Genomic DNA, 17,992 nt, shown 5'->3' with positions numbered 1-17,992 from the left:
TCCCTTCATCCCAAAGGCTTGCCACGGCAAGCCTTTTCTTTTTCAAGCGAGCTTTCATTTATGACTGAGCCATTGCGCATCGTCTTCGCCGGCACTCCCGAGTTCGCCGCCGAACACCTCAAGGCCCTGCTCGGCAGCCCTTACCAGATTGTCGCGGTCTACACCCAGCCGGATCGCCCGGCCGGTCGCGGACAGAAGCTGATGCCCAGCCCAGTCAAGCAGCTTGCCCTGGAACATGGCATTGCCGTCCTGCAACCGCCCACCCTGCGCAACGCCGATGCCCAGGCCGAACTGGCGGCGCTCAAGCCAGACCTGATGGTGGTGGTCGCCTATGGCCTGATCCTGCCGCAGGTGGTCCTGGATATCCCGCGCCTGGGCTGCATCAACAGCCACGCCTCCCTGCTGCCGCGCTGGCGCGGTGCGGCGCCGATCCAGCGCGCGGTGGAAGCCGGCGACAGCGACAGCGGCGTGACGGTGATGCGCATGGAGGCTGGCCTCGACACCGGGCCGATGCTACTCAAGAGCGTCACCCCGATCAGCACAGAGGACACCGGTGGCAGCCTGCACGACCGCCTCGCCGAACTCGGCCCACCGGCGGTCCTGCAAGCCATCGCCGGCCTGGCCGCCGGAACCCTTGGTGGCGAAGGCCAGGACGACAGCCTGGCCACCTACGCCCACAAACTGAACAAGGACGAGGCGCGCATCGATTGGAACCGCCCGGCGGTCGAGCTGGAACGACGGATTCGTGCGTTCAATCCCTGGCCAATCTGCCACAGCAGCCTCAACGGCGAAACGGTGAAAGTCCTCGCCGCCAGCGTGGCCGAAGGCCGAGGCCAGCCGGGCGAAATCCTCGCTGCCAGCAAGGACGGCCTGCTCGTCGCCACCGGCAAAGACGCCCTGTGCCTGACCCGCCTGCAACTACCCGGCGGCAAGGCCCTGAATTTCAGTGACCTGTTCAACAGCCGCCGCGAGAAATTCGCCCTCGGCACGGTGCTCGGCCAATGAACCCGCGTCTGGCCGCCGCCAAGGCTCTGGCCGCCGTGCTCAACGGCAAGGCCTCACTCAACAGTTCGTTGCCGCTGCAACTGGACAAGGTCGAGGTCCGCGACCGTGGCCTGACCCAGGACCTGGCGTTCGGCACCGCCCGCTGGCAGCCACGCCTGTCGGCGCTGGCGCTCAAGCTGCTGCAGAAACCCTTCAAGGCCGCCGACGCCGATGTCGAGGCGCTGCTGCTGGTCGGTCTCTACCAGTTGCTCTATACCCGCATCCCGGCCCACGCCGCCATCGGCGAGACCGTCGGTTGCGCCGAAAAACTGAAAAAGCCCTGGGCCAAGGCCCTGCTCAATGCCGTGCTGCGTCGCGCACAGCGAGAAAGCGAGGCACTACTGGCCGAGCTGGAACACGACCCGGTGGTGCGTACCGCCCACCCGCGCTGGCTACAGAAATCCCTGAAGGCCTTCTGGCCCGAGCAATGGGAAACCCTCTGTGCGGCGAACAACGCCCACCCACCGATGATCCTGCGGGTCAACCGCCGCCACCACAGCCGCGATGCCTACCTCAAGCTGCTGACCGATGCCACGGTTGCCGCCCGGCCTTGCGATTACAGTCGGGACGGCATTGTCCTTGCCCAAGCCTGCGACGTGCGCAACCTGCCGGGCTTTGCCGAAGGCTGGATCAGCGTCCAGGACGAAGCCGCGCAACTGGCCGCCGGGCTGCTGGACCTGGCTCCCGGTCAACGGTTGCTGGACGCTTGTTGTGCCCCTGGCGGCAAAACCTGCCATATCCTCGAAGCCGAGCCGCGACTGGCCAGCGTGGTCGCCCTCGACCTGGAGGCCAAGCGCCTGGTACGGGTACGCGAAAACCTCGAGCGTCTGGGCCTGGACGCCGAGTTGATCGCCGCCGATGGCCGAGACACCGCGACCTGGTGGGACGGCAAGCCGTTCCAGCGAATCCTTCTGGACGCACCGTGTTCGGCCACCGGAGTGATCCGTCGCCATCCGGATATCAAGCTGACCCGCCAACCCGACGACATCGCCGCCCTGGCCACCCTGCAAGGCGAACTGCTGGACGCGATGTGGACCACCCTGGACGTCGGCGGCATTCTGCTCTATGCCACCTGTTCGACCCTGCCGACGGAAAATACCGAGGTGATCGAGGCGTTCCTGGCTCGCACCCCGGGTGCCCGCGAGCTGGATATCGCCGGCCCGTTCGGCATCAAGCAGCCTCACGGTCGCCAACTGCTGGCCCAGGAAGGTGGCCACGACGGTTTCTACTACGCCAAACTGATCAAGATCGCTGCCGTGCGCGGCTAACCGGGTTGAACGGAGTCATCCGATGAAAATCATCATTCTCGGCGCGGGACAGGTCGGCGGTACCCTGGCCGAGCATCTGGCCAGCGAAGCCAACGACATCACCGTGGTCGACACCGACGGCGAGCGCCTGCGTGACCTCGGCGACCGCCTGGATATCCGTACCGTGCAGGGTCGGGCCTCGTTCCCGACGATTCTCCGTCAGGCCGGCGCGGATGATGCCGACATGCTGGTGGCGGTGACCAACAGCGACGAAACCAATATGGTCGCCTGCCAGGTCGCTCACACCCTGTTCCACACACCCACCAAAATCGCCAGGGTACGCGAGTCGGCCTACCTGACCCGCGCCGGCCTGTTCGACAACGACGCGATCCCGGTGGACGTCCTGATCAGTCCCGAGCAAGTGGTCACCCATTACATCAAGCGTTTGATCGAGCACCCTGGCGCCTTGCAGGTGATCGACTTCGCCGATGGCAAGGCCCAACTGGTGGCAGTCAAGGCCTATTACGGCGGGCCACTGGTGGGCCAGCAGCTACGCCAGTTGCGTGAGCACATGCCCAATGGTGATACCCGCGTGGCGGCGATCTTTCGCCGCGACCGGCCAATCATGCCTAAGGGCGATACCGTGATCGAGGCCGATGACGAGGTGTTCTTCATCGCGGCCAAGGCACATATCCGCGCAGTGATGAGCGAGATGCGCCGGCTCGACGAAAATTACAAGCGCATCGTCATCGCCGGCGGCGGACAAATCGGCGAGCGTCTGGCCGAAGCCATCGAAAGCCGCTATCAGGTGAAGATCATCGAGATGAACGCGGCACGCTGCCGTCATCTGTCCGATACCCTCGACAGCACCGTGGTCCTGCAAGGCAGCTCCTCGGACCGCGACCTGCTGATGGAAGAGAACATTAACGACGCCGACCTGTTCCTGGCCCTGACCAACGACGACGAGGCCAATATCATGTCCTCGCTGCTGGCCAAGCGGATGGGGGCGAAGAAGGTCATGACCATCATCAACAACCCGGCCTATGTCGACCTGATCCAAGGCGGCGATATCGACATCGCCATCAGCCCCCAGTTGGCGACCATCGGCACTTTGCTCGCCCACGTGCGGCGTGGCGATATCGTCAGCGTGCACTCCTTGCGCCGGGGCGCGGCGGAAGCCATCGAGGCGATTGCCCATGGCGATGCAAAGTCGAGCAAGGTGATCGGCCGGACCATCGAGGAGATTGCACTGCCGCCTGGAACCACCATCGGTGCGATCATCCGCGACGAAGAAGTGCTGATCGCTCATGGCGATACAATGATCCAGACCGGCGACCATGTGATCCTGTTCCTTGTGGATAAAAAATATATCCGCGATGTGGAGAAGCTGTTCCACGTCGGTCTGAGTTTTTTTTAAAGGGAATCCCCGATGCTCGAATCACTGGAAAAAATGCTCGCCAAGGGTGTGGATAACGCCCTGCTGCGCTTCGGCCTGGGCAAGGGTTACCTGGATCTTGGCAACAACGCCGAGGCCGCCGAACACCTGCAACGCTGCGTGACCCTGGACCCCAAGTATTCCGCCGCCTGGAAACTATTGGGCAAGGCCTATCAGGCCGCTGGCGACACCGACGCGGCGAAACAGGCCTGGGAACAGGGACTGGACGCTGCTCGTGCCCATGGCGACAAGCAAGCGGAAAAGGAAATGACGGTGTTTCTGAAGAAACTGGAAAAAGCCGCACTCAAAGATCAATAAAACGCAGGTGCTGCACGTACACACCCTTGCAGGACAGATGGCGCGTGCGTGCCAGGCACTCACCCATGCTGGGGTGCACGATCTTGATACGCAGGTCATGCTTGTGATCGGACATCTATTGCGTCCTTGGCTAACGCCGCTGTGGATAAATCGCTGGCGATTTTATCCACAGCTCGCGCCAACGAGGTGTTTCAGTACCAGCGCTGTTCACCCACCGGGCGCTTCTTGAAGCGCTTCATGCTCCACATGTACTGGCTCGGATAAGCCCGCACATAACGTTCGACCACCTGGCTCATGGCCGCCGCCGAAGTCTCTGTGTCGGCGCTGTACATGGCTTCTGGAGCGGCTTCGAGAATCACCTTGAAGCCCGAACCGTCGGGCAGGCGTAGCGCATGCAGGAACACCCCGACCGCCTTGCCGCCGGCCAGCATGTTGGGCACGAACTTGCTGGTCAAGGCCATGGTGCCCAGGAACGGCACGAAGATCCCAGCGGACTCGGCCGGCTCAGGATCGGCGGGAATGCCCACCGCGCCACCTTTGCGCACTTCCTTGATGACGCTGAGAATGCCTTCCTTGGTCGAGGCCGCCACCCGGTTACCCAGTTGCACCCGCTGTTTGCGCAGCAGTTCATCGACCGCCTTGAGCTTGGGCGGACGGTAGAAAATGATCGGCTTGCACTGGTTGCAGTAGAAGTGATTGAGTACTTCCCAGTTGCCCAGGTGGCTGGTGATACCGACCACGCCCTTGCCCGAGGCCAGGGCGTCCTTGAGCACCTCGAGGCCTTCGACTTCGCGCACCAGGTCGATGGAGCGCTGGGCCGGCCAAATCCACGCGCAGGCGCTCTCGGTCAGGGACTTGCCGATATCCTTGAGGCTCTGCCCGACCAGTTGCTCGCGGGCCAGCGGATCGAGCTCGGGAAAACACTTCGCCAGATTGATCCGCACCACCTCGCGGGAACGGTTGGGCAGCTTCCACATCAGCCAGCCGATGGTCGCGCCGACACGCTGCACGGCACGCCAGGGCAACAGCGCAAACAACCGCAACGCGCCCACCAACATGGCGCCTTTAAACTTTTCCACAGATCACTCCCGATGTGCTCACTCGTCAGCCGGCTATTGTAGCCCCGGCCCGGCCAGCTCGGCATAGCGATGACAATCGGTGGTATGGTCCATGACCATCCCCGACGCCTGCATGAAGGCGTAGCAGATGGTCGGCCCGACAAAGCTGAAACCGAGTTTCTTCAAAGCCTTGCTCATGGCTTGGGCCTCGGGCGTGACGGCCGGAACCTCGCTACGGTCCTTGAAGTGATGAGTCAGCGTCAGGCCGCCGACAAAGGACCAGAGCAGGGCCACCGGGTCCTTCGTCTTCAGCCAGGCCTGGGCGTTGCGCCGGGCGGCATTGAGCTTCAGGCGATTGCGCACGATCCCGGGATCGTGCATCAGGGTCTCGATGTAATCGTCGCTCATTGCCGCGATTTTGCTCATATCGAAACCGAACAGGACCTTGCGATAGTGCTCGCGTTTTCTCAGGATCGTGATCCACGAGAGCCCGGCCTGGAACCCTTCGAGCAGAAGTAACTCGAACAGTCGTTGCTCGTCGCGCAACGGTACGCCCCACTCCTGATCGTGATAGTCCATGTACAAAGGCTCGTCGTTACACCAAAAGCAGCGTGGCATAAGGCTCCCAGGGGGTGGAGGCGCGACCGAATCGGGTATACTCCCGCCTTTTGAATCGCAGCCCAAGTAACAGGTGAATTTCGTGAGCCAGCCTACGCCAGCCGTGCGTACCTTCCAAGACTTGATCCTCGCCCTCCAGCAATACTGGGCTGAGCAAGGTTGTGTGGTACTTCAGCCCTACGATATGGAAGTAGGCGCCGGCACTTTTCATACCGCCACGTTCCTGCGCGCCATCGGCCCGGAAACCTGGAATGCCGCCTACGTACAACCCAGCCGCCGCCCGACTGACGGCCGCTACGGCGAAAACCCGAATCGCCTGCAGCACTACTACCAGTTCCAGGTGGTCCTGAAGCCGAACCCGGAAAACTTCCAGGAACTGTACCTGGGCTCCCTCAAGCACGTCGGCCTCGACCCGTTGGTGCACGACATCCGTTTCGTCGAAGACAACTGGGAATCGCCGACCCTCGGCGCCTGGGGCCTGGGCTGGGAAGTCTGGCTCAACGGCATGGAAGTCACCCAGTTCACCTACTTCCAGCAAGCCGGAGGCATCGAGTGCTACCCGGTGACCGGCGAAATCACCTATGGCCTCGAACGCCTGGCGATGTACCTGCAAGGTGTCGATTCGGTCTACGACCTGGTCTGGGCCGACGGTCCGTTCGGCAAGGTGACCTATGGCGATGTGTTCCACCAGAACGAAGTGGAGCAGTCGACCTACAACTTCGAACACGCCAACGTCGAGAAGCTGTTCGAACTGTTCGATTTCTATGAAAGCGAAGCCAAGCGCCTGATCGAACTGGATCAGCCGCTGCCGTTGCCGAGCTATGAAATGGTCCTCAAGGCTTCGCACACCTTCAACCTGCTGGACGCGCGCCGGGCAATTTCGGTGACCGCACGCCAGCAGTACATCCTGCGGGTGCGCACCCTGGCGCGTGCCGTCGCCCAAGCCTACCTGCTGGCCCGTGCCAAGCTGGGCTTCCCGATGGCGACCGAGGATTTGCGTGATGAAGTGTTGGCTAAGTTGGAGGCGGCACAATGAGTGCGCAAGATTTTCTGGTAGAACTGGGCACTGAAGAACTGCCACCCAAGGCCCTCAATACCCTCGCCGAGGCGTTCCTCGCCGGTATTGAAAAAGGCCTGCAGGCTGCCGGCTTGAGCTTTGCAGCCAAGCAGGTCTACGCCGCGCCACGGCGTCTGGCCGTATTGCTGACCCAATTGCAGACTCAGCAACCGGACCGCAGCATCAATCTCGATGGCCCGCCACGCCAAGCCGCCTTCGATGCCGAAGGCAACCCGACCCAGGCCGCCCTGGGCTTTGCCAAGAAGTGCGGCGTCGAACTGAACGAAATCGACCAGAGCGGACCGAAACTGCGCTACAGCCAGAACATCCCCGGCAAGCCGACCGCCAGCCTGTTACCGACCATCGTCGAAGACTCGCTGAACGACCTGCCGATTCCCAAGCGCATGCGCTGGGCTGCGCGCAAGGAAGAATTCGTGCGTCCCACCCAATGGCTGGTGATGCTGCTCGGTGACCAGGTCATCGACTGCACCATCCTCGCCCAGAAGGCCGGTCGCGATTCCCGTGGTCATCGTTTCCATCATCCGCAAAGCGTGCGTATCGGCTCGCCGGCCAGCTACCTCGACGACCTGCGTGCCGCCTACGTGCTGGCCGATGCCAACGAGCGTCGCGAACTGATCAGCCGGCGTACCACGGAGCTGGCGACCCTGCAAGAAGGCACCGCGATCGTACCGCCGGCCCTGCTGGACGAAGTCACCGCCCTGGTCGAATGGCCGGTGCCACTGGTGTGCGCGTTCGAAGAGCGTTTCCTTGATGTACCACAGGAAGCCCTGATCACCACCATGCAGGACAACCAGAAGTACTTCTGCCTGCTGGATGTCGAAGGCAAGTTGCTGCCGCGTTTCATCACGGTCGCCAACATCGAGAGCAAGGACCCGCGGCAGATCGTCGCCGGCAACGAGAAGGTCGTGCGCCCACGCCTGACCGACGCCGAGTTCTTCTTCAAGCAGGACAAGAAGCACAAGCTTGCCGACTTCAATCTGCGCCTGCAGAACGTGGTGTTTCAAGAAAAACTGGGCAGCGTCTACGACAAGGCCGAACGCATCTCCAAGCTGGCGGCGTTTATCGCTCCACGCATCGCGGGCAACGCTCAGCACGCGGCACGCGCCGGCCTGTTGTCCAAGTGCGACCTGGCGACCGAAATGGTCGGCGAGTTCCCCGAAATGCAAGGTATCGCCGGTTACTACTACGCCCTCAATGACGGCGAGCCAGAAGATGTCGCCCTGGCCCTGAACGAGCAGTACATGCCGCGCGGTGCCGGTGCCGAATTGCCGACAACCCTGACCGGTGCGGCAGTGGCGATTGCCGACAAGCTCGACACGCTGGTGGGCATCTTCGGTATCGGCATGCTGCCGACCGGCAGTAAGGACCCCTATGCTCTGCGTCGTGCCGCCCTGGGCGTACTGCGAATCCTGATCGAGAAGAAACTCGACCTCGACTTGATCGAAACCGTGGCCTTCGCCGTCAGCGCTTTCGGTGCCAAGATCAAGGCCGCCGGCCTGGCCGAGCAGGTGTTGGAGTTTATCTTCGACCGCCTGCGTGCCCGTTATGAAGACGAAGGCGTGGACGTCGCTACTTACCTGTCGGTCCGTGCCCTGAAACCAGGTTCAGCGCTGGATTTCGACCAGCGCGTACAAGCGGTGCAGACATTCCGCCAATTGCCGGAAGCCGCCGCGTTGGCGGCGGTGAACAAGCGGGTATCGAACTTGCTGAGCAAGGCCGAGGGCAGCATCGCCGCTACGGTGGAGGCGAAATACTTCGACAACGCCAACGAATTCTCGCTCTACTCGGCGATCCAGCAAGCGGACCAGGCCGTCCAGCCAATGGCTGCGGCGCGCCAGTACAACGAAGCGCTGGCACGCCTGGCTGCCCTGCGCGAGCCGGTGGATGCGTTCTTCGAAGCGGTGATGGTCAATGCCGAAGACGCCAAGGTGCGAGCCAACCGTTATGCGCTACTGGCACGCCTGCGGGGTCTGTTCCTCGGCGTCGCCGATATTTCGCTGCTGGGCTGAGGGCCGGTTTTGAAGCTGCTGATTCTCGATCGGGACGGCGTGATCAATTACGACTCCGACGCTTACATCAAGTCGCTGGAGGAGTGGATTCCACTTCCCGGCGCCATCGAAGCCATCGCACAGATGAGCCGTGCCGGTTGGACGGTAGCCGTCGCTACCAACCAGTCCGGCATTGCTCGCGGCTACTACGATCTCGCGACCCTGGATGCCATGCACGAGCGCCTGCGTTCGTTAGTGGCGCAACAAGGTGGCGAGCTCGGACTGGTCGTGTATTGCCCCCATGGCCCGGACGAGGGTTGCGATTGTCGCAAGCCCAAGCCGGGCATGCTCAGGACCATCGCCGCGTATTACGGTGTCCAACTGTCTAGGCTATGGTTTGTTGGAGACAGCCTGGGTGACTTGGAAGCCGCCAGCGCCGTCGATTGTCAGCCAGTTTTGGTTAAGACCGGTAAAGGCGAGAAGACATTGGGCAAAACCCTGCCGGTGGGCACTTTGATTTTTGACGATCTGGCGGCGGTGGCCGCTGAACTTATCCACAATTAGCGCTTCTCTGACTTCCTGACCAAGGACTGTTCGGGGGTGCACTTATTAACAGCCGGGCAATGCCCGCAACGGTAAATGCCGCTATGTCGATCCTGCAGGCCATCAGAACCTTTTTCTTTTACCTGCTGCTGGGCACCAGTTCGCTGTTGTGGTGCTCCCTGAGCTTTTTTATTGCCCCGTTCCTGCCGTTCAAGGCCCGTTATCGCTTCATCAATGTCTATTGGTGCCGCTGTGCCTTGTGGCTGACCAAGGTATGCCTGGATATCCGGGTCGAGATCAAAGGTGCGGAGAATGTTCCCGAGCGCCCTTGCGTAATTCTGTCGAACCACCAGAGCACCTGGGAAACGTTCTTTCTGTCGGCCTATTTTTCGCCGCTGAGCCAGGTGCTCAAGCGTGAGTTGCTGTATGTACCGTTCTTCGGCTGGGCCATGGCCATGCTGCGGCCGATCGCCATTGACCGGGACAACCCAAAAGCGGCGCTCAAGCACGTGGCGAAGAAGGGCGATGAGCTGCTCAGGGATAACGTCTGGGTGCTGATCTTCCCGGAGGGCACCCGCGTGCCCTTCGGCACCGTCGGCAAGTTTTCCCGGGGCGGTACAGCGCTGGCCGTAAACGCCGAGCTCCCGGTGCTACCGATTGCTCACAACGCCGGCAAGTTCTGGCCGAAAACCGGCTGGGCCAAAAAAACCGGCACCATCACCGTGGTGATCGGCGCACCGATGTTCGCCGAAGGCACTGGCCCACGAGCCATTGCCGAGTTGAACGAGCGGGTTCAGGCCTGGAACGAAAATGCCCAGCGCGACATGGGTTCACTGCCGTCGCAAACGGTGGCGGAAACGCCGAGTGCCGCCTGATGTTTTGTGGATAACTTGTGCACAAAATTTTTATTTCTTTCGAAAAAATACTCTAAGTATCTGATTTATATACTTATTTTTCTATATTATTTTTTTATGAAAATCGTGCATAAGTTTTTCTTGGCGATAAAAAAACCGGCGCTAATGCCGGTCAGTTTTCCAGCACCTCGAATGAAGTCTCTCCTTCGCCAATCGGGCCTTTATCACAGCGCATGGTCGCCGCGTGTACCTGACCGCGCCCCAAGGCCATACCACCTAAAATGACGAGGATGAGGTTCAAGGTTTTCATACAGCATTTCCTTGAGGGCCGCGGGTGACAGATACACCACTGCCACCCGTCGAACCGCTTAGACCTTATCGATATCCACATCCCTGGTTTCTTTCAGGCAGAACAGCCCCACCACCAGACTGATCCCGGTGACTAGCACCGGGTACCAGAGGCCGTAGAAGATATTGCCGGTATAGACCACCAGGGCAAACGAAACGGTCGGCAGGAATCCACCGAACCAGCCGTTGCCGATATGGTAGGGCAGCGACATGGACGTGTAGCGGATGCGGGTCGGGAACAATTCGACCATCACCGCCGCCAGCGGGCCGTAGGTCATGGTAGCGATCAGGATCAACAGCACGATCAGCAAGACCACCATCGGTTCGTTCACTGAACCCGCGTCGGCCTTGGCCGGGTACCCGGCCTGGCTGATGGCCGCGCGCATGGCTGCTTCGTCGAAGCCGCTGATCTTCTGCTCGCCCACCGAAACCGTCACCGTGGAACCCGGCGCTGCTGTCCGGGAATCGTAAGGCAGGCCCTGTTTAACCAGGAAGGTCTTGACCTGGTCGCAAGGGCTATCGAAACGGGCTTTACCCACAGGGTCGAACTGGAAGGTACAACCAGCCGGATCGGCCAGTACGACGATGGGCGCCTGCCGGCTGGCGGCGTCCACCTGCGGGTTGGCGTAATGACTCAGCGCCTTGAACAGCGGGAAGTAGCAGACCGTCGCCAGCAACAGACCCAGCATGATAATCGGCTTACGACCGATCTTGTCCGAGAGCCAGCCAAACAGCACAAAGAACGGTGCACCGATCACCACGCTGATAATCAGTAGCGTGTTGGCCTGGGCCGGATCCATCTTGAGCATCTGGGTCATGAAGAACATCACGTAGAACTGAGCGGTGTAGAAAGTCACCGCTTGCCCGGCGTTGATGCTGAACAATGCGGTCAGGACGATCTTCAGGTTCGGCCAGGAACCGAAAGACTCGCGGATCGGCGACTGGCTGACCTTGCCCTGTGCCTTCATCTTCACGAAAGCGGGTGATTCGTGCATGCTCAGGCGAATCCAGGTAGAGATCGCCAGCAGGAAGATCGACAGCAGAAACGGCAAGCGCCAGCCCCATACTTCGAACTGATCGCCGCTGATGTAGCGACTGGCCAGGACCACCAGCAACGATAGCAGCAGTCCGAGGGTCGCCGTGGACTGGATCCAACCGGTGTGCAAACCCCGCTTGCCAGCCGGTGCATGTTCGGCCACATAGGTCGCGGCACCACCGTATTCACCGCCCAGCGCCAGCCCCTGGAGCATGCGCAACACCACCAGGATAATCGGCGCGGCGATGCCGATGCTGCTGTAGGTCGGTAGTAGGCCGACGGCAAAAGTCGAAAGGCCCATCAGGACGATGGTCATGAGAAAGGTGTATTTGCGTCCGATCATGTCCCCCAGCCGACCGAACACCAGCGCGCCGAACGGTCGCACCAGGAAGCCTGCGGCAAAGGCCATCAGCGCGAAGATAAACGCAGTGGTGTCGTTGACCCCGGCAAAGAACTGCTTGCTGATCACCGCCGCCAGGGCGCCATAGAGAAAGAAGTCATACCACTCGAAGACGGTCCCGAGGGATGACGCAAAGATGATCTTTCGTTCTTCCTTGCCCGTGCTGGCAGACGCCGGCGTTGACTGTTGCTCGATATAGTCCGACATGCGTGATGTCCTCGGCCTTGTGGGCCCCAGTGATTATTGTTGTTGTTCCACTGTGAATTGCGCCTGACGACCAACGCAATCCTGCTGCCGATCGCTCTGTTCAAGCGCTCGGTAATACACTTTCCGGGGTGCTGCCCAATCCTCCTTGGTCCGTCGCCTGGCGAGTTTGCAAAATCATCCGCGCAGCTTTTTCCGCAATCATCACTGTCGGTGAACAGGTATTGCCGGAGGTGATCTGTGGCATGATCGAGGCGTCCGCCACCCGTAACCCGGGCACGCCGTGGACCCTCAACTGGGCATCGACCACAGCCTGCGCACCGTTGCCCATGCGGCAAGTGCCGACCGGGTGGAAGATGGTGGTGCCGATCTTTGCGGCGGCCTCGTAGAGTTGTTCTTCACTTTGCAGGGACGCACCGGGCAGGTATTCCTCGGGCTTGAACACGCGCAGGGCAGGGGCGTCGACAATGCGCCGGGTCAGGCGAATGGCCTGGGCGGCGACCCTCAGGTCCTCGGGATCGCTGAGGTAATTGGGATCGATCAGCGGTGCATCCTCCGGATTGGCCGAGCGGATATCGATGCGACCCCGACTCAACGGTCGCAAGTTGCACACCGACGCGGTGAATGCAGGAAAGCGATGCAGGGGCTCGCCGAAGCGTTCCAGCGACAGCGGCTGTACGTGATATTGCAGGTTGGCCGAGCGTTGCTCCGGGCTCGATTTCACAAAGGCGCCCAACTGGCTCGGCGCCATCGCCAGCGGACCACTGCGGTCGTAGAGATAGCGCAAGCCCATGCCGGCTTTGCCCCACAGGCTGTTGGCCACCTGGTTGAGCGTGCGGGCATTGCTGAGCTTGTAGATCAGTCGCAGTTGCAGATGGTCCTGCAGGTTGCCACCCACGCCCGGCAGTTCGTGGCGCACGGCAATCCCGAGGCTTTCCAGCAACGGTCGTGGACCGATGCCGGAGCGTTGCAGGATTGCGGGAGAGCCGACCGAGCCGGCGCAGAGGATGATTTCCCGACGGGCAGGGAACCAGCGCTCCTCGCCTTGCCAACGCGCCAGGACTGCCGTGGCCCGACCGTTTTCCAGGCTGACCCGGTTGACCTGCACGCCCGTCAGGATAGTCAGGTTGGGACGCTTGAGCACCGGTCGCAGAAAGGCCTTGGCCGAATTCCAACGCACTCCGGAACGCTGGTTGACCTGAAAGTATCCACAGCCCTGATTATCACCGGCATTGAAATCACTGACGCTGGCAATGCCATTTTCAGCGGCGGCGGCGCGGAAGGCATCGAGGATCGGCCAGGAATAACGCTGCTGCTCCACCCGCCACTCGCCCCGGTCGCCATGGCATGCGTCGGCTCCACCGAAGTGATTTTCGCTGTGTTTGAACAACGGCAACACATCTTTCCAGGCCCAACCCGGATTGCCTTGCTCAGCCCAGCGATCATAGTCGCTAGACTGGCCACGCATGTAAATCATACCGTTGATAGAGGAACTGCCACCGAGTACCTTGCCCCGCGGGTAGCTCAGGCTGCGACCTTGCAGGCCGGCTTGGGGCTCGGTCTTGAAACACCAATCGGTGCGTGGATTACCGATGCAGAACAGATAACCGACCGGAATATGAATCCATGGGTAGCTATCCTGGCCGCCGGCTTCGAGCAACACCACGTTGTTGCGCGGGTCGGCGGACAGTCGGTTGGCTAGCACACAACCCGCGGGGCCAGCACCGACGATCACATAATCGTAAGGCAGATGGGCCGATGACATCAGCAACCTCGCCGTTTTATTGTCCTTGTATCAGCTTATGTTATTGATTAATTTCGAGATGAAAACCTGCGTTTTTGCGCATAGGCTGCGCGTTTTCAAGCAAGGAAAGTGAAACCGACGATTCACAAGGAGCCCTATGTTTGACTGGAACGACTTGCGATTTTTCCTCGAACTACAGCGTAGCGGACGTTTGCTGAGCGCTGCCAAACGGCTGAATACCACCCACAGCACTGTCGCCAGGCACATCGAAACCATCGAGCGGAACCTGGGCACCGCATTGTTTGTCCAGCATGCCCAGGGCTATGAACTGACACCCTCGGGCCAGGCCTTGCTCAAACATGCCGAGGCGATGGAGAACGTCGCGTTGCTGGCTCAGGAAGAAATCACTCAAGCCATTGCGCCCCTGGGCAAGATTCGCCTGGGTGTGACCGAAGGCATCGGCATTATGTTCCTCACCTCGCGCCTGGGCGGCCTGTTCGAGCGCTACCCCGGACTGGAAGTCGAGCTGGTGGCGGTGCCACGCTTCGTCAGCATCCTCAACCGCGAGGCTGAGATCAGCATCCACCTCGACCGCCCCCACGCCGATATGCTGATCACCCGTAAGCTCACTGACTATCGCCTGGCACTTTATGCCAGCCCGGCATACCTGGCTAGGGCACCGCGCCTGATCATCCGCGACGACCTTTCGCGGCACCAGTGGATCGGTTATGTCGATGACCTGCTGTTCAGCCAGGAACTGTTGTTTCTCGACCACTTCTGCCGTTCGCCGAACGTAACCTTGCGCAGCACCAGTGTGATCGCCCAACAGATCGCGGCACGAGCTGGCTTGGGCATCGCGGTGCTACCCAACTACATGGCCAAGGATGATCCGCAACTGGTGCGGATACTGCCCCAAGAGACGATCCAACGCAGCTACTGGATGAGCACTCGCAGGGAACTGCACAAGTCCGTCAGGTTGAGGGTAGTGTGGGATTTTTTGTTGGAGCTATGTGCGAAAGAGCAGGAGATTTTATTGGCAGAGTGATGCTCAGTCGCCCTTGCCGAAGAGCTTTGCATAATTTGACGCTGGCTCACCGCCCGGCGCAGCGCCTGCGCGACCGACTCGGTGTGCAGGCTTTCATGAACGTGATAGCCCACAATCTTTCGCGAAAAAGCATCCGTCACGATGATGACTGTCGGTTGTCTTGTGATACGCCCGCTTGCGAGCTACCAATAAACGTCGTTCACGCAGAATCGCAAACAGGCGATCTCGACCCACTTGTAGCTCATGCTGCGGCTGGCACTGCAGCAAGTAATACAGCTTTCGGGTACCCAGCCGCGGCTGCCGCAGGCGCTTTTGCTGAACGAAATCGGCAACCTTCTCATCCAAAATCAGACGAGCAGCATCGGCGCGATTGCGTTTGTAGTAAGCCTGTCGACTTATCCCCATGAACTGACAAGCCCTGCTGATGCTCAGGTTTTGGATTCGTTTTTTGCGCGAGGACTTGCCGGGACGCTTTTTTACGACAGAGAGACCGTAGTCATGCTTCAAGACGTCCACGGTCGCCTCGAGAAACTGCGCTTTCTGATTGGACAGCGCCAACTGCTCTTCAAGCTCTTTGATGCGTTGCTCTGGCGTTAATGGTCGGTTTTTTTCGGGCATAGACCCCATCCTCCGCGAGCCAATATATGTGCCGGGGCTCCAATCTTGCCGACCGTGCTTGCGTAACCATGTCAAAACGGTCGTTTTGCCTTGAATCCCGTAGCGCTCCTGAGCCTCTTTATAACTCAGCTCACCTTTTTCAACCTGGTCGACGACCGACAATTTAAAAGTCAGCGTGTAGTCTCGCTGACTACGCCTTTTTTGCCGATTCCATTACGCCCTCCTGAAAAACAGATCAGAAGGTATAAACCCTATTCAGGACGGGACACACAGCACAAAAAAAGGCCAATGCAGACAAAGCATTGGCCTTTTTTCGTTTTGCACTCTAACCCAATGTAGGTGGGCAAAGATACCGGTATTTGGCAGAGCAGCAAACCTGGCCTATACGAGACTTCAGTCAAAGTAAAATGTCCGACTCAGCCAAAGTTAGGTGCTATAAACCCGTTCTCGGACAGAGTTAATTACCTAGACTGCCTAGTCATGATAGAGCAGAAAAATGAAGAGGAAAAATAAATTGCCAATTTGGCAATAGTAACGCATCTGCGATCAGGATCAAAGCAGTATCTGGGGCATATTGGCCCGGCCCACTGATACCTTTGTAAGTTCAGAGCTCACGCAATATCCTCGATCTTTTTCCTCAATCGGCCCCACAACGGCTTAAGCTGCTTCCGAATAGATTTGGAGTTCATAATCCTGGCAGCTCTGTAACCATATGAAATAAAGTTTCGTCGACCCAGGTATGAATATCGGCTATGCAGCTTTCTGAGAAAAATTGATCTAGGCAGTTGCCCTCTAGCGATCCTTGCCGTGTTTACTTTCTGCATACTCAGGGTTGCAATCGATAAGCCACGATTTACACGTTCTTGATACCGGGCAAGCGAGGATGATCTTAGATAAATATTTTCACCATCGAAGATAAAACCTAGGTATTGCAGTGCTCGGTCTGATCTGAATCCCTTCGCCGTTTTTTTGAATCGGCAGACCTCCGTTTTTGCTTTTTGTACTTCAAGCTTGATCGCTGCGACCTCGTCATCAACGAACTGGATGGCGTCAGCTTCCTTAGCCAGTGGAACAATTAACAAAATATCATCGCAATATCGAAAATAAGAGCCGCCATGAGTTTCTACGTAGGAATAGAGTTTTTCATCAAAATCCATCATGTAGATATTTGATAACAGAGCGCTAATCGGTGATCCTTGGGGGATTCCTTTCCCAATTGAATTGGTCTCGACGAGGCCAGCGCCACGGATCGATGACCTAAACTGATGGGGCTCGCAGATTCGCTGACGCCCATTTTTTGGGTTGTTTTTGGAGATACCCAGCGCGCTATAGACTTCTTCTCTATCCACGAACGAAAATCTAGTTAACGACTTATAGACAGCAAAATGATCATCAGGAAGACTAGGCCTATCAATTAGCTTCTGCCAGTTTAACTTGAGTTGCGTGTGACTCAAATTATCGAAGAAGCCTTTAATATCAATACCTAATACACAGCATTCAGTCCTTGAAGCGATCTCCGTGAACGCCTCATGGGCAAATTCAATATTACTTTTGCCCAAAGCTCTGAAAGCCAAAACCGACGCAGACCATTCCGACTTACTAAGATAAGTCTCATATAGACCGCCAAGCACTTCGCAATAATATGAGTATATATGGCTATCAAGGTGCGCAGCATATGAAATCTGGCGCCTCTTAGGGTCTTTCTTTACTACCCGTCTTGTCGCTTTATCAAAATGAACTTTTTGAGATTCCGCGACATAACGAATCAGGGGATAGAAGGAGTGCTGTGCGACTGCTCTCTGATCGGAAACGACTTTTAATGCCGCTTCTTCATTCAGAGGACGATCAAAGTGCAAATATCTTCGGGATTTATACCAGTCATTTGACATATTACCTCCCTGTATCGAGCCAACCGACCGAGCATAGGATGGCGGCAATCCTTCAGCCGCTCGGTCGGATAAACCCAAATGTTCTTCACACCATCTAACCGGTTACCCGGCCTCACCGCGATTGCTAGGATCGACATATAATGTCAGCGTCACACTTGGAGTATCTATGAAGATAAGTCTCCGTGGGCTGCTGGCCGCATTGCTGGTAATCGTAGGATGTTATTCCTCCGGAACCGCCTTGGGGCTTGACAGCTTGTGATGCACCTCAGGGCCTATGCCATGAGCGGTTTGAGGCTAACACATAGTAATTCCTGATTGCCATCACACTCATGGCCAAGCAGAGGCTTGGGGCTAAATATTTTCACGTACCATCCGGTCTGAACCTGATTCAGGGCTCAATGGGCAGACGATCAGCTCGAAATTATGCATCCCTATAATTATGGCCGTCCCATAATTCTTCCTAAAAAGCTGGGCATGATTTCCCCTCCGCCAGGTCACAGCGTGCCACATCTCCCGGCTTGATTA

General features: G+C 58.7%; 16 protein-coding genes and 1 pseudogene. 9 read left to right on the top strand and 8 right to left on the bottom strand.

Annotated features, from left to right (window positions below; genetic code table 11):
• The first annotated feature begins 60 nt into the window (after nt 1-60).
• The 4 genes from fmt to BMX68_RS05620 are packed head-to-tail and all read left to right on the top strand — an operon-like array spanning nt 61 to nt 4,044.
• On the top strand, nt 61-1,005 hold the full coding sequence (gene fmt / locus BMX68_RS05635) for a methionyl-tRNA formyltransferase (protein WP_017132191.1): 945 nt from the start codon (nt 61-63) through the stop codon (nt 1,003-1,005).
• Nucleotides 1,002-2,312 (top strand): 16S rRNA (cytosine(967)-C(5))-methyltransferase RsmB, encoded by a 1,311-nt coding sequence (gene rsmB, locus BMX68_RS05630; protein WP_017132192.1) that lies wholly within the window; start codon nt 1,002-1,004, stop codon nt 2,310-2,312. Before fmt ends, rsmB begins: the two co-directional genes overlap by 4 nt.
• Before the next feature lie 22 nt (nt 2,313-2,334).
• Nucleotides 2,335-3,708: a Trk system potassium transporter TrkA gene (gene trkA / locus BMX68_RS05625; RefSeq protein WP_017132193.1), complete on the top strand. Its 1,374-nt coding sequence runs from the start codon at nt 2,335-2,337 to the stop codon at nt 3,706-3,708.
• A 12-nt stretch (nt 3,709-3,720) separates the two neighbouring features.
• The gene (locus BMX68_RS05620; RefSeq protein WP_017132194.1) at nt 3,721-4,044 is read left to right on the top strand and encodes a tetratricopeptide repeat protein; all 324 of its coding nucleotides are present in this window, start codon (nt 3,721-3,723) and stop codon (nt 4,042-4,044) included.
• Here BMX68_RS05620 and BMX68_RS05615 read toward each other — a convergent pair.
• The 3 genes from BMX68_RS05615 to BMX68_RS05605 all read right to left on the bottom strand — a co-directional run bounded on the left by BMX68_RS05615 (nt 4,031) and on the right by BMX68_RS05605 (nt 5,720).
• On the bottom strand, nt 4,031-4,159 hold the full coding sequence (locus BMX68_RS05615; protein WP_017132195.1) for a hypothetical protein: 129 nt from the start codon (nt 4,157-4,159) through the stop codon (nt 4,031-4,033). The genes BMX68_RS05620 and BMX68_RS05615 overlap by 14 nt on opposite strands.
• Nucleotides 4,160-4,235: 76 nt before the next feature.
• Entirely contained in the window at nt 4,236-5,123 is an 888-nt protein-coding gene (locus BMX68_RS05610) for a lysophospholipid acyltransferase (RefSeq protein WP_017132196.1), read from the bottom strand.
• A gap of 33 nt (nt 5,124-5,156) precedes the next feature.
• The gene (locus BMX68_RS05605; RefSeq protein ID WP_026013201.1) at nt 5,157-5,720 is read right to left on the bottom strand and encodes a DNA-3-methyladenine glycosylase I; all 564 of its coding nucleotides are present in this window, start codon (nt 5,718-5,720) and stop codon (nt 5,157-5,159) included.
• An 82-nt stretch (nt 5,721-5,802) separates the two neighbouring features.
• Between BMX68_RS05605 and glyQ the strand changes: the two genes are divergently transcribed.
• From glyQ to BMX68_RS05585, 4 genes are all read left to right on the top strand, one after another.
• Nucleotides 5,803-6,756, top strand: a complete 954-nt coding sequence (gene glyQ, locus BMX68_RS05600) for a glycine--tRNA ligase subunit alpha (protein WP_017132198.1) — start codon at nt 5,803-5,805, stop codon at nt 6,754-6,756.
• On the top strand, nt 6,753-8,807 hold the full coding sequence (glyS, locus tag BMX68_RS05595) for a glycine--tRNA ligase subunit beta (RefSeq protein ID WP_017132199.1): 2,055 nt from the start codon (nt 6,753-6,755) through the stop codon (nt 8,805-8,807). Before glyQ ends, glyS begins: the two co-directional genes overlap by 4 nt.
• A gap of 9 nt (nt 8,808-8,816) precedes the next feature.
• On the top strand, nt 8,817-9,350 hold the full coding sequence (gene gmhB, locus BMX68_RS05590) for a D-glycero-beta-D-manno-heptose 1,7-bisphosphate 7-phosphatase (protein ID WP_017132200.1): 534 nt from the start codon (nt 8,817-8,819) through the stop codon (nt 9,348-9,350).
• An 83-nt stretch (nt 9,351-9,433) separates the two neighbouring features.
• Nucleotides 9,434-10,204 carry a lysophospholipid acyltransferase family protein gene (locus tag BMX68_RS05585; RefSeq protein ID WP_017132201.1) on the top strand — a complete coding sequence of 257 codons (771 nt, stop codon included), beginning with the start codon at nt 9,434-9,436 and terminating at the stop codon, nt 10,202-10,204.
• 151 nt (nt 10,205-10,355) lie between these two features.
• On the opposite strand, the gene BMX68_RS25825 is transcribed toward BMX68_RS05585, so the two are convergent.
• The 3 genes from BMX68_RS25825 to BMX68_RS05575 form a co-directional block, all read right to left on the bottom strand.
• The gene (locus BMX68_RS25825) at nt 10,356-10,493 is read right to left on the bottom strand and encodes a hypothetical protein (protein ID WP_017132202.1); all 138 of its coding nucleotides are present in this window, start codon (nt 10,491-10,493) and stop codon (nt 10,356-10,358) included.
• A 58-nt stretch (nt 10,494-10,551) separates the two neighbouring features.
• Nucleotides 10,552-12,174 carry an MFS transporter gene (locus tag BMX68_RS05580; RefSeq protein WP_017132203.1) on the bottom strand — a complete coding sequence of 541 codons (1,623 nt, stop codon included), beginning with the start codon at nt 12,172-12,174 and terminating at the stop codon, nt 10,552-10,554.
• A gap of 100 nt (nt 12,175-12,274) precedes the next feature.
• Nucleotides 12,275-13,936 carry a GMC family oxidoreductase gene (locus tag BMX68_RS05575; protein WP_017132204.1) on the bottom strand — a complete coding sequence of 554 codons (1,662 nt, stop codon included), beginning with the start codon at nt 13,934-13,936 and terminating at the stop codon, nt 12,275-12,277.
• 136 nt (nt 13,937-14,072) lie between these two features.
• Between BMX68_RS05575 and BMX68_RS05570 the strand changes: the two genes are divergently transcribed.
• Nucleotides 14,073-14,960 carry a LysR family transcriptional regulator gene (locus BMX68_RS05570; protein WP_017132205.1) on the top strand — a complete coding sequence of 296 codons (888 nt, stop codon included), beginning with the start codon at nt 14,073-14,075 and terminating at the stop codon, nt 14,958-14,960.
• Nucleotides 14,961-14,995: 35 nt separating this feature from the next.
• On the opposite strand, the pseudogene BMX68_RS25100 reads toward BMX68_RS05570, so the two are convergent.
• Together BMX68_RS25100 and drt2 are read right to left on the bottom strand one after the other, a co-directional pair.
• Nucleotides 14,996-15,752, bottom strand: a pseudogene (locus BMX68_RS25100) (transposase family protein); the annotation flags it as partial.
• Nucleotides 15,753-16,189: 437 nt separating this feature from the next.
• A complete protein-coding gene (drt2, locus tag BMX68_RS05560; protein WP_017132207.1) occupies nt 16,190-17,467 on the bottom strand; it encodes an antiviral reverse transcriptase Drt2 in 1,278 nt (425 codons plus the stop codon).
• Nucleotides 17,468-17,992: the final 525 nt, after the last annotated feature.

The sequence above is a fragment of the Pseudomonas agarici genome (assembly GCF_900109755.1).
GTDB classification, from domain to species: domain Bacteria; phylum Pseudomonadota; class Gammaproteobacteria; order Pseudomonadales; family Pseudomonadaceae; genus Aquipseudomonas; species Aquipseudomonas agarici.
The sequence above is the reverse complement of the archived record's forward strand: the minus strand, read 5'-3'. Positions and strand labels throughout refer to the sequence as shown.

Excerpts from the sequence above, each read along its gene's own strand:
- BMX68_RS05605 (WP_026013201.1), bottom strand. The coding sequence starts at position 5,720 with ATGCCACGCTGCTTTTGGTGTAACGACGAGCCTTTGTACATGGACTAT.
- trkA (WP_017132193.1), top strand. The coding sequence starts at position 2,335 with ATGAAAATCATCATTCTCGGCGCGGGACAGGTCGGCGGTACCCTGGCC.
- BMX68_RS05615 (WP_017132195.1), bottom strand. The coding sequence starts at position 4,159 with ATGTCCGATCACAAGCATGACCTGCGTATCAAGATCGTGCACCCCAGC.
- BMX68_RS05575 (WP_017132204.1), bottom strand. The coding sequence starts at position 13,936 with ATGTCATCGGCCCATCTGCCTTACGATTATGTGATCGTCGGTGCTGGC.
- BMX68_RS05620 (WP_017132194.1), top strand. The coding sequence starts at position 3,721 with ATGCTCGAATCACTGGAAAAAATGCTCGCCAAGGGTGTGGATAACGCC.
- drt2 (WP_017132207.1), bottom strand. The coding sequence starts at position 17,467 with ATGTCAAATGACTGGTATAAATCCCGAAGATATTTGCACTTTGATCGT.
- glyS (WP_017132199.1), top strand. The coding sequence starts at position 6,753 with ATGAGTGCGCAAGATTTTCTGGTAGAACTGGGCACTGAAGAACTGCCA.
- BMX68_RS05570 (WP_017132205.1), top strand. The coding sequence starts at position 14,073 with ATGTTTGACTGGAACGACTTGCGATTTTTCCTCGAACTACAGCGTAGC.
- rsmB (WP_017132192.1), top strand. The coding sequence starts at position 1,002 with ATGAACCCGCGTCTGGCCGCCGCCAAGGCTCTGGCCGCCGTGCTCAAC.
- BMX68_RS25825 (WP_017132202.1), bottom strand. The coding sequence starts at position 10,493 with ATGAAAACCTTGAACCTCATCCTCGTCATTTTAGGTGGTATGGCCTTG.
- BMX68_RS05580 (WP_017132203.1), bottom strand. The coding sequence starts at position 12,174 with ATGTCGGACTATATCGAGCAACAGTCAACGCCGGCGTCTGCCAGCACG.
- fmt (WP_017132191.1), top strand. The coding sequence starts at position 61 with ATGACTGAGCCATTGCGCATCGTCTTCGCCGGCACTCCCGAGTTCGCC.
- BMX68_RS05585 (WP_017132201.1), top strand. The coding sequence starts at position 9,434 with ATGTCGATCCTGCAGGCCATCAGAACCTTTTTCTTTTACCTGCTGCTG.